Raw genomic sequence first — 6,999 nt, forward strand, 5'->3', positions numbered from 1 at the left:
ATGCAAGATATTGAATTTACAGAAGAACAAGTGATGATCCGCGACATGGCGCGGGACTTTGCCCGTGGCGAAATCGCCCCCCACGCCCAGGCTTGGGAAAAGGCCGGCTGGATCGACGATGCTTTGGTCGCCAAGATGGGCGAGTTGGGTTTGCTGGGCATGGTGGTGCCCGAAGAATGGGGCGGCACCTACGTCGACTACGTGGCCTACGCCCTGGCAGTGGAAGAGATTTCCGCTGGCGACGGCGCTACCGGCGCACTGATGAGTATCCATAATTCAGTGGGTTGCGGGCCAATCCTAAACTACGGCTCACAAGCACAAAAGGAAACCTGGTTGGCGGAACTGGCCAGCGGCCAGGCCATCGGTTGCTTCTGCCTTACCGAACCCCAGGCCGGTTCCGAAGCGCACAACCTGCGCACCCGCGCTGAACTGCGGGACGGCCAGTGGGTGATCAACGGCGCCAAGCAATTCGTCAGTAACGGCAAGCGCGCCAAGCTGGCGATCGTGTTTGCAGTGACCGACCCGGAGCTGGGCAAGAAAGGCATCTCGGCGTTCCTGGTGCCGACCAACACCCCGGGCTTCGTGGTGGACCGTACCGAGCACAAGATGGGCATTCGTGCCTCCGACACCTGTGCCGTCACCCTCAACCAGTGCACCGTACCGGAAGCCAACCTGCTGGGTGAACGCGGCAAGGGCCTGGCCATCGCCCTGTCCAACCTCGAAGGCGGACGCATCGGGATTGCCGCCCAGGCGCTGGGTATTGCGCGTGCCGCCTTTGAGGCCGCGCTGGCCTATGCCCGTGACCGGGTGCAGTTCGACAAGGCGATCATCGAGCACCAGAGCGTGGCCAACTTGCTGGCCGACATGCAAACCCGCCTGAATGCGGCGCGCTTGCTGATCCTGCACGCCGCCCGATTGCGCAGTGCGGGCAAGCCATGCCTGTCGGAGGCCTCCCAGGCCAAGCTGTTTGCCTCGGAAATGGCCGAGAAGGTGTGCTCTTCAGCCATGCAGATTCATGGGGGTTATGGCTATCTGGAGGACTACCCGGTGGAGCGTTACTACCGGGATGCGCGGATTACCCAGATTTACGAGGGCACCAGCGAGATTCAGCGGATGGTGATTGCCAGAGAATTGAAAAACTACCAGCTGTAACAGGTATTTCGCATAACCCATGTGGGAGCGGGCTTGCTCGCGAAGGCGGTGAATCAGTCGATACATCGGGTGACTGTAATACCGCCTTCGCGAGCAAGCCCGCTCCCACATTTTTTGATCTTCAGCGTTTCAGGACAGTGTTTACTTGTCCTTGAACTCCGGCGCACGCTTGGCCACAAACGCCGCCATGCCTTCCTTCTGATCCAGCGTGGCAAACGCCGCGTGGAACACCCGGCGCTCAAAGCGCACGCCTTCAGACAGGCTCACTTCAAACGCACGGTTCACGCTTTCCTTGACCATCATGCTGATGGGCACCGACTTGCCGGCGATCAGGGTCGCGACCTTCAATGCTTCGTCCAACAGCTCATCCGCCGGCACGATGCGCGCAACGATCCCACAGCGTTCGGCTTCCACCGCATCGATAAAGCGCCCGGTCAGGCACATTTCCATGGCTTTGGCCTTGCCCACGGCGCGAGTCAGGCGTTGGGTGCCGCCCATGCCCGGCAGCACGCCGAGGTTGATTTCCGGCTGGCCAAACTTGGCGTTGTCACCCGCCAGGATGAAGTCGCACATCAAGGCCAGTTCACAGCCGCCACCCAGGGCAAACCCGTTGACCGCCGCGATGATCGGCTTGCGGCGGTTGGCCACGCGATCGCTGTCGCTGAACAGGTCGTCGAGGTAGATCTGCGGGTAGGTCAGCTCGGCCATTTCCTTGATGTCGGCACCGGCGGCAAAGGCTTTTTTCGAGCCGGTTAGCACGATGCAGCCGATTTCCGGGTTGGCTTCCAGGCTGTCCAGCGCCTGGTTCAGCTCGCTGACCAGTTGCGCGTTCAGGGCGTTCAGCGCTTGCGGGCGATTGAGGGTGATCAGCCCGACCCGGCCCTGCACGTCCAGCAAAATGCTTTCGTAACTCATAGAGACTCCTCAGAGATTGCGTGAAATGACCATGCGTTGAATATCGCTGGTGCCTTCGTAAATCTGGCAGACCCGCACATCGCGGTAGATCCGCTCCAGGGGAAAGTCGCTCAGGTAACCGTAACCGCCGAGGGTTTGCAAGGCTGCCGAGCAGACCTTTTCGGCCATTTCCGAAGCAAACAGCTTGGCCATGGACGCTTCCACCAGCGCCGGCTTGCCGCTGTCACGCAGGGCGGCGGCGTAATGCACCATCTGCCGCGCCACGGCGATTTGCGTCGCCATGTCCGCCAGGCGGAAGGCCACGGCCTGGTGCTCGATGATCGGCTTGCCAAAGCTTTCCCGCTCGCGGGCGTAGTCCCGGGCCGCTTCAAATGCCGCCCGTGCCATGCCTACCGCTTGCGAAGCAATGCCGACACGCCCGCCTTCGAGGTTGGCCAGGGCGATCCGGTAGCCTTCGCCCTCCTCGCCCAAACGATTGGCCACCGGCACCTTCACATCCTCAAACAGGATCTGGCAGGTGTCGGAAGCATGCTGGCCGAGCTTGTCCTCGACCCGCGCGACGCTGTAGCCCGGCGAGTCGGTGGGCACGATAAAGGCGCTGATGCCGCGTTTGCCGGCAGCCGGATTGGTGACTGCAAACACAATCACGATCCCGGCGTTTTGCCCGGAGGTGATGAACTGCTTGCAGCCATTCAAGACGTAGTGATCACCCTCCAGCCGGGCACGGGTTTTCAGGCCGCTGGCGTCGGAACCGGCCTGGGGCTCGGTCAAGGCAAACGCACCGAGCATCGCACCACTGGCCAGGGGCTTGAGGAACTGCTCGCGCTGTTGATCATTGCCGAACTTGAGGATCGGCACGCAGCCCACGGAGTTGTGCACGCTCATGATGGTCGAGCAGGCGCCGTCACCGGCAGCGATCTCTTCCAGGGCCATGGCGTAGGCCAGGTAGCCGGTATCACAGCCGCCCCATTGCTCCGGGACCAGCATGCCGAAAAAGCCCAGCTCGGCCATTTCACCAATGGCTTCCTTGGGAAAGCGATGCTCGCGGTCCCACTCGGCAGCGAACGGTTTAAGGCGTTCCTGGGCAAATTGCCGGGCGGCTTCGCTGATTTGCAGTTGTTCGTCATTCGGCAGCATAGGTGTTCCTTAGTACAGGCATTCAACGGCCATGGCCGTGGCTTCACCGCCGCCGATGCAGATAGCTGCAACGCCGCGCTTGAGGCCTTTCTGGCGCAGGGCCGAAAGCAGGGTCACCAGGATCCGCGCGCCGGAGGCGCCAATCGGATGGCCCAGGGCACAGGCACCGCCGTGGATGTTGACCTTGCTGTGGGGAATCTCCAGCTTGCTCATGGTCACCAGGCTGACCACGGCAAAGGCTTCGTTGATTTCAAACAGGTCGACTTCGTCAAGGTTCCAGCCGGTCTTGCTCATCAGCTTGCGGATCGCCCCCACCGGCGCTACCGGGAACAGGCCAGGCTCATCGGCAAACGCCGCGTGGCCATGGATCACCGCCAGAGGCTTGAGCCCGCGCTTGTGCGCTTCGGACTGGCGCATCAGCAGCAGCGCCGCCGCACCGTCGGAAATCGAACTGGAGTTGGCTGCCGTCACCGTGCCGCCTTCACGGAAGGCCGGCTTCAGGGTGGCGATCTTGTCCAGCTTGGCTTTCGGCGGCTGTTCGTCGTGGATGATGGTTTTCTGTTCCTTGCCCACGGTGACCTGCACCGGGACGATTTCGGCGATGAAGTTGCCGTCGGTGATCGCCTGTTGCGCACGGGTCAGGGACGCAATCGCGAACGCGTCCTGGGCCTCGCGGGAAAAGCCGTTGTGCTCGGCGCAGTCCTCGGCAAAGGTGCCCATCAGGCGGCCCTTGTCGTAGGCGTCTTCGAGGCCGTCGAGGAACATGTGGTCGAGCACCCGGCCGTGGCCCATGCGATAGCCGCTGCGGGCGCGGTCCAGCAGGTACGGCGCGTTGGACATGCTCTCCATGCCACCGGCGATGGCCACCTCCACGCTGCCTGCCAGCAACGCGTCATGGGCCAGGATCGTGGCTTCCATGCCCGAGCCGCACATCTTGTTGAGGGTGGTGCAGCGCGTGGACTTGTCCAGGCCAGCACCCAGCGCCGCCTGGCGTGCCGGCGCCTGGCCGAGGCCGGCGGGCAGCACGCAGCCGAACAGCACTTCATCCACGGCATCGGAAGCGATACCGGCGCGTTCGACCGCTGCACGAATCGCCGCAGCGCCCAGTTGCGGAGCGGTGAGGCCTTTGAGATCACCCTGGAACCCGCCCATCGGGGTGCGTACCGCGCTGACAATAACGATTGGATCAGTCATGAAAATCTCCTTATTTGGCTGCCATGCGCAAGGCGCCGTCGAGACGGATCACCTCGCCGTTGAGCATGCTGTTTTCAATGATATGCCGCACCAGCGCGGCGTACTCGCCCGGTTTGCCCAGGCGCGGCGGGAATGGCACGCCGGCGGCGAGGGATTCGCGCACTTGCGGCGTCATGCCCGCCATCATCGGAGTTTCGAAAATACCGGGGGCGATGGTCATCACCCGAATCCCGTAGCGCGCCAGTTCGCGGGCCGCCGGCAGGGTCAGGCTGGCAATCGCGCCCTTGGAAGCGGCATAGGCCGCCTGGCCGATCTGGCCGTCAAACGCTGCCACTGAAGCGGTATTGATGATCACACCGCGCTCGCCATCGGCATTCGCCTCGGTTTCAGCGATAGCCGCTGCAGCCAGGCGCAGCAGGTTGAAACTGCCGATCAGGTTGACGTTGATCACCTGGGCGAAGTTGGCCAGCACGTGCGGGCCATTTTTGCCGAGGATTTTCTCGCCCCGCACCACACCGGCACAGTTGACCAACCCATGCAAACCGCCAAAGGCGGCGACGGTGGCCTGTACCGCCGCTTCGGCAGCGGCTTCCTGGCTGATATCGGCGACCACGCTGCGGGCCTGCGCGCCGAGCTTTTGCGCCTGGGCGGCCACTGCGTCGGCGTTCAGGTCCACCAGCATCACCTTGGCACCGGCCGCCACGAGCATCTCGGCGGTTGCCGCGCCGAGGCCTGAAGCGCCACCGCTGACCAGAAAAACCTTGTTCTCAATCTGCATCATTGTTTCCTTGAAGAATGGGTCACGCCGTGGCCGCCTGGGCCTTGGCAATTTCCTGATTACGCAAAATGAAGCGTTGCAGCTTGCCGCTCGGGGTCTTGGGCAGCTCGCTGACAAATTCGATTTCCCGCGGGTACGAGTGAGCGGCCAGGCGCTTGCGCACGTGCTGGCGCAGCTCTTCGGCCAGGGCCGGCTCGGCGCGGTACTGCTCGCTGAGTACCACAAACGCCTTGACGATCTCGGTGCGTTCCGGACATGGCTTACCCACCACGGCGGCCTCCACCACGGCCGGATGCTCGATCAAGGCGCTTTCTACGTCGAACGGCCCCACGCGATAGCCGGAGGTGGTGATCACATCGTCGCTGCGCCCGACAAAGCTGATGCTGCCATCGGGGTTCAGCTCCACCGTATCGCCGCTGAGGTAGTACTTGCCGACGAAGGCCTTGGTCTTGACGCCGTCATAACCGGCAAACCAGCACATCGGCGATTGCTCGCGGTCGATAGCCAGGATGCCTGGTTGGCCGGCGGGCAACTCCTGATGGTTGTCGTCCAGCACCACGATGCGATGGCCCGGCGAGGCAAAGCCCGCGGAGCCGACGTGCACCGGATGCTCCAGGCCATGGTGATTGCACAGCACCATGCCCAACTCGGTCTGGCCGTAGTGGTCGTGGATGGTCACGCCGAGGTTATCGGCGAACCAGCGGATCACTTCCGGGTTCAGCGGCTCGCCGGCACTGCTGACAATACGCAGCTTGCCCTTGATCGACTTGGCGAACTGCTCGCCCCCGGCGATCAGCAGGCGGTAGGCGGTGGGCGAACCGGTGAGGTTGGTAATCCCGTATTTGTTGATGACACGGCACGTGCTTTCGAGGGTGAACGGGCCATCGTAGAAGGTGATCGGGTGGCCCATGGACAAGGGGCCGGTCACGCCGAAATAGATGCCGTAGGCCCAGCCCGGGTCGGCGACGTTCCAGAATGCGTCTTCGGGGCGCAGGTCGACGGCGTCGCGGGTGTAGCTCTGGAACGCAACGATTGCCTTGAGCGGCACGGCCAGGGCTTTCGACGGGCCGGTGGTGCCTGAGGTGAACATCAGCAGGAACGGGTCGTCGGCGCCCAGCAATACGGGTTCGCAGAGGTTGGAATAGTTGGGCAGCTCGGCCCAGAAGCTGAAATCGCCGCGCACGATGCCTTCGCCGTTGGGGCCGGCGACGGTGACGATGGTCGGGCAGTCGGCCACTTCCGTCAGTTTGGGACGGTTTACTGCATCGGTCACCACCAGCGCGGCGCCGGAGCTGTTCAGGCGGTGTTCGATGGCCTTGGGGCCGAAGGCGGTGAACAGCGGCTGATAGACCGCGCCGATGCGCCAGGTGGCGAGGACGACCACCAGCAGCTCGGCGGTGCGTGGCAGGAGGCCTGCCACCTTGTCGCCGCGATTGACGCCCTGGGCCAGGAGGAAGTTGGCGAAGCGTGCGGCCTGGTCTTGCAGCTGGGTGAAGGTGGACGTGGCGCTGCGGCCGTCCTTGCCCTCCCAGAACAGTGCGATGCGGCCAGGTAATGCGTGGCGGTCGCAGCATTCGACGCAGGCGTTGAGGGCCTGCAGGTTGCCCGACAAGGCAGCGTCGACGGTGTGTTGGTAGTTGAACTGGGTGGTGGCAGCCGAGTAATCACGCATCGCTTCAAATCCCTGTGTGTTTTTTATTTTCAGGATGGGTACGTAGACCGGTGAAATAGTCGCTCTAGAGCGGTGGGGGGGGCAATGGTCAAAGCTTTCAACTTGGTTGACTGGTTTGGCCAATGGGGGGGCGCTGTTTGGTGTGTGTGAG

The 6,999-nt window shown here is 63.0% G+C and carries 6 protein-coding genes; 1 reads left to right on the forward strand and 5 read right to left on the reverse strand.

What is annotated here, in order from left to right; genetic code table 11:
• Entirely contained in the window at positions 1–1,152 is a 1,152-nt protein-coding gene (locus tag HX786_RS06150; RefSeq protein WP_177021110.1) for an acyl-CoA dehydrogenase family protein, read from the forward strand.
• 141 nt (positions 1,153–1,293) lie between these two features.
• On the opposite strand, the gene HX786_RS06155 is transcribed toward HX786_RS06150, so the two are convergent.
• From HX786_RS06155 to HX786_RS06175, 5 genes are read right to left on the reverse strand one after another with little or no spacing between them, the layout of a single operon-like run.
• Positions 1,294–2,067, reverse strand: a complete 774-nt coding sequence (locus HX786_RS06155) for an enoyl-CoA hydratase (RefSeq protein WP_003217608.1) — start codon at positions 2,065–2,067, stop codon at positions 1,294–1,296.
• 9 nt (positions 2,068–2,076) lie between these two features.
• Positions 2,077–3,204 (reverse strand): acyl-CoA dehydrogenase, encoded by a 1,128-nt coding sequence (locus tag HX786_RS06160; RefSeq protein WP_178911837.1) that lies wholly within the window; start codon positions 3,202–3,204, stop codon positions 2,077–2,079.
• 9 nt (positions 3,205–3,213) lie between these two features.
• Positions 3,214–4,398 carry an acetyl-CoA C-acyltransferase gene (locus HX786_RS06165; protein ID WP_008433457.1) on the reverse strand — a complete coding sequence of 395 codons (1,185 nt, stop codon included), beginning with the start codon at positions 4,396–4,398 and terminating at the stop codon, positions 3,214–3,216.
• Positions 4,399–4,408: 10 nt separating this feature from the next.
• Positions 4,409–5,176 carry an SDR family NAD(P)-dependent oxidoreductase gene (locus HX786_RS06170; protein WP_008433459.1) on the reverse strand — a complete coding sequence of 256 codons (768 nt, stop codon included), beginning with the start codon at positions 5,174–5,176 and terminating at the stop codon, positions 4,409–4,411.
• A 22-nt stretch (positions 5,177–5,198) separates the two neighbouring features.
• Entirely contained in the window at positions 5,199–6,848 is a 1,650-nt protein-coding gene (locus tag HX786_RS06175; RefSeq protein WP_087693009.1) for an AMP-binding protein, read from the reverse strand.
• Positions 6,849–6,999 lie beyond the last annotated feature (151 nt).

Source organism: Pseudomonas sp. 21615526, from assembly GCF_013386245.1.
In the GTDB taxonomy this organism is placed as follows: domain Bacteria; phylum Pseudomonadota; class Gammaproteobacteria; order Pseudomonadales; family Pseudomonadaceae; genus Aquipseudomonas.

Excerpts from the sequence above, each read along its gene's own strand:
- HX786_RS06150 (WP_177021110.1), top strand. The coding sequence starts at position 1 with ATGCAAGATATTGAATTTACAGAAGAACAAGTGATGATCCGCGACATG.
- HX786_RS06155 (WP_003217608.1), bottom strand. The coding sequence starts at position 2,067 with ATGAGTTACGAAAGCATTTTGCTGGACGTGCAGGGCCGGGTCGGGCTG.
- HX786_RS06160 (WP_178911837.1), bottom strand. The coding sequence starts at position 3,204 with ATGCTGCCGAATGACGAACAACTGCAAATCAGCGAAGCCGCCCGGCAA.
- HX786_RS06165 (WP_008433457.1), bottom strand. The coding sequence starts at position 4,398 with ATGACTGATCCAATCGTTATTGTCAGCGCGGTACGCACCCCGATGGGC.
- HX786_RS06170 (WP_008433459.1), bottom strand. The coding sequence starts at position 5,176 with ATGCAGATTGAGAACAAGGTTTTTCTGGTCAGCGGTGGCGCTTCAGGC.
- HX786_RS06175 (WP_087693009.1), bottom strand. The coding sequence starts at position 6,848 with ATGCGTGATTACTCGGCTGCCACCACCCAGTTCAACTACCAACACACC.